This is a genomic window from Streptomyces sp. NPDC001373 (genome assembly GCF_042895815.1).
Lineage (GTDB): Bacteria > Actinomycetota > Actinomycetes > Streptomycetales > Streptomycetaceae > Streptomyces.
In genome coordinates this window covers 1-2,466 of record NZ_JBIAWQ010000056.1, presented here as the reverse complement: position 1 = coordinate 2,466, position 2,466 = coordinate 1, and the positions used below count along the sequence as shown (strand labels likewise).

The 2,466-nt window shown below is 66.9% G+C and carries 2 protein-coding genes; both read right to left on the bottom strand.

All coding sequences use genetic code 11. From position 1 onward, the window contains the following. Positions 1-366 precede the first annotated feature (366 nt). On the bottom strand, positions 367-1,620 hold the full coding sequence (locus tag ACFY15_RS36810; RefSeq protein WP_390827078.1) for a hypothetical protein: 1,254 nt from the start codon (positions 1,618-1,620) through the stop codon (positions 367-369). Beyond that, the gene (locus ACFY15_RS36805; protein WP_390827077.1) at positions 1,617-2,363 is read right to left on the bottom strand and encodes an ABC transporter ATP-binding protein; all 747 of its coding nucleotides are present in this window, start codon (positions 2,361-2,363) and stop codon (positions 1,617-1,619) included. Before ACFY15_RS36805 ends, ACFY15_RS36810 begins: the two co-directional genes overlap by 4 nt. Positions 2,364-2,466 lie beyond the last annotated feature (103 nt).

Sequence of the window (2,466 nt, the reverse complement as noted above, 5' to 3'; positions counted from 1 at the left end):
CTCCTGCGCCGACGGCGACAGATGCCGCGCGTCCCCCACCAGATCGCTCACACCCCACCAACGACCCAGAACCCAAACCGTTTCGGATCAATAGGAGCACCGCGCCTGCTGACACGGCTGCTCGATCCAGACTGCGAACTGGCACGACTGCTGTCAGCTCCGCTTCCGTCATCCGCCGATCCAAGCAGTACATGGCAGCGACGCTGACGATTATCGGCACGAAATGCTTAATCTGGGCCAACCCTCCGCCCCCCAGCATGCTGGGAACGGGCACCGGGCTGGCCCCGATCAGCCAGGTGACCATCGTGAGCGCAAGCACTGCGGGGACGAGAGCCCACCAGCGCCTCACCGCCCTCGCGTACAGCTTCACGAGCCCGCTCCGCAGTGTTTCTGGGCCCGCGCTGCCTCGGTGAACCACGAGACCTGCTTCTCCTTGGGGAGGGCGCGGATCTTCGTAATCTCCTGCCAGTCCGGGGGAGGCATCGCGCTGCGGACGTTTTCCTCGTTCACGCCGACAACGAGGGCGGCCCAGGCCGCAGGCATGGAACCGGGGCGGCGGCAGGGAACGACCCCGGCGTTCACGGCGGTGCCGGTGACGGCAGATTCCGCCAGGTCGGCACGGAAGGAGTCAGGGTCCTTCTGTCCATTGGCGAGCGGCAGTGACCAGATCAGTGGCCAGACTCCAGGCTTCAGCGGCTCCTTCGATGAGGCCAGGAGCAGTTCACCGGGCAGCGGAACGCTGGCGGCGCGCAACTTGGCCAGCGGTTCCGTGAGGTCCTTGCGTATCCCGTCCGCGTAGGAGGCGTATTCGGGCGGGAGGCACACTCGGGGTGCCTCGCCGACACAGGTTGGGGTGACGACCCGCGCGTCGGAGGGGCGGAAGTAGCCCCAGTCCGCGACCGCGCTCTGCCCGAGCAGGATCGTGGCGATCACGAGAGCCATCCCGAAGGAGATCGCGGAAATTCGTCGTCGGACCAGTACGGGAAGCCAGAACGCGAGAGCCAGACCGCAGAGCACCGCCCAGGGAATCAGGTAGGCGAGCGGCGATCGCGTGTCGGTCGGGGAGGAGAATCCGTCGATGAATCCGCCCAGGTGCCGCAGCCACGGGTTCGACATCCCCTGCGGGAACGACAGGAACATCCAGCCGCCGATGCCCGCGATGGGGGCGGCCAGGCTGCGGGGAAGAATATGGCCCAGCCGCCATCCGATGGCCGTCCATCCGAGCGGAAGCACAACAGCATGGGCGACTCCCAGCCAGCCGCCGATGCCGCTCGGCAGAGTCCCGACCGTATTTGTGGCCAGCAGGAAGGAACCGGCAAGGAGCACTGCCTGCAGTACGACTACAGGGGTGACAGCCCAGACGAACTGGCGCAGTGCACCGCGTGCGGCTGTGGTCGGGAACGCGCCGAGCCTACGGTGCCGTCCGGCTTCCCACGCCGCAGCCGCGGCAACGGCACCAACTACGACCGGCAAGGACTGCGCGACGGTCTCACCGGCCTCGACGCCGTAGGCCGTCGGCACGGTGAGGCGATTGCCGGTGATGTACAGGCCCGAATAGACGAGGGCGGGCAGCGCTATCCATGGGGCGGCTGAGGCACGGAGGTTGGCCCAGGTGATCATTCCGTGGCCTCCAGCAGAGACGCGTACGCGCTCTCCAGCCGACGACCCGGCGCACAGTCGGGCGCGGCGTAGCTGTCGAACAGCGATACCGGACCTTGGAACCTCACCCTGCCCGACTCGAGGACGACCACTTCGTCGAAGGCCTGATCGAGGTCGCCGATGTCGTGGGTGGAGACGACGACGTGCATAGTGCCGCGGAGGGACACCAGCAGGTCGAGGAAGCGGCGGCGCTGGTGCGGGTCGAGGCCCACGGTGGGCTCGTCCAAGAGCAGGACCTCGGCTTCGTGGACAAGAGCGCCAGCGATGGCTACCCGTTGCTGCTGACCGCCGGAGAGCGTCTTGATTCGGTCGTTCAGCTTGTCGGCCAGCCCGACGCGATCTATCGCCGCGGGGGCAGCGGTCCAGGCGTCACGCTCCCTCATCCCCTTGAGCCAGCCGATGTATGCCACGTGCTCGCGAGCGGTCAGCCCCGACAGGAAGCCAGGCCGTTGCGGTAGCCATGAGACCTTGCGCCGGTAGGCACGCGCGTCCCGGGAACCAGTGGAGGAGAAGCGGCCGAGGCTCACTCTCCCCGAGGCCGGCTTGAACGCGCCGGCACCGAGCGATAGGAGTGTGCTCTTCCCAGCGCCGTTGGGCCCCAGGAGGACGGTATGACCTGGAGCGAGCGTCAGATCGAGCCCGTTCAGAACGGGGCGTGAGCGGCGACTGTAGCGAAATGTACAGTCTTGGTAGAGCAGGGGCATACAGACCTCTAGGGCGCGTATTTGGTTGTGATCAGGCGGTGGTTCTGGTGAGGTCTTTGATCCAGATCATTGCGCCGCGAAGGTGGAGGGCGGCGAGGTAGCT

Coding starts and splice junctions, on each gene's coding strand:
- ACFY15_RS36805 (WP_390827077.1), bottom strand. CDS start 2,363: ATGCCCCTGCTCTACCAAGACTGTACATTTCGCTACAGTCGCCGCTCA.
- ACFY15_RS36810 (WP_390827078.1), bottom strand. CDS start 1,620: ATGATCACCTGGGCCAACCTCCGTGCCTCAGCCGCCCCATGGATAGCG.